The 557-nt window shown below is 44.4% G+C and carries 1 protein-coding gene; it reads left to right on the forward strand.

What is annotated here, in order from left to right; translation table 11 throughout:
• A partial coding sequence (locus A3738_RS05660; protein ID WP_197473630.1) for a U32 family peptidase occupies positions 1-557 on the forward strand: 557 nt, incomplete at both ends.

The raw sequence follows: 557 nt of genomic DNA on the forward strand, positions 1-557 counted from the left end.
GATGGTTCGTGAGAAGTGGCCCGATATGCCTATTCATTTGTCTGTGCAAGCTAATGCTGTTAATTGGGCCACCGTAAAGTTTTGGCAGAAACAAGGACTTACCCGCGTCATCCTATCTAGAGGACTATCTCTCGACGAAGTAGAAGAAATTAAGCAGCGTTGTCCCGACATGGAGTTGGAAGTTTTCGTTCATGGCGCGTTATGTATTGCCTATTCAGATCGTTGCTTACTATCAGGCTACATGACCCATCGAGACTCAAATCAAGGAGCCTGTACTAACAGTTTCCGCTGGAAATACCAAGCGCATGAAGCGAAAGAAACAATTGAAGGCGACATCATCGCTAAAGCTCCCGGAATACAAACCTTTGACTCCAGTGATATTGGGGATACGGCTAGGATAAACTCTTCGCCAATCTACCTGCTTCAAGAACAAGGCAGACCTAGTGAATATATGCNTGCCTATGAAGATGAGCATGGTACTTACATCATGAACTCGAAAGATCTTCGAGCAGTTCAACATGTGAAACGTTTGATAGATATCGGCGTAGATTCTTTGA

Source organism: Oleiphilus sp. HI0066 (assembly GCF_001635725.1).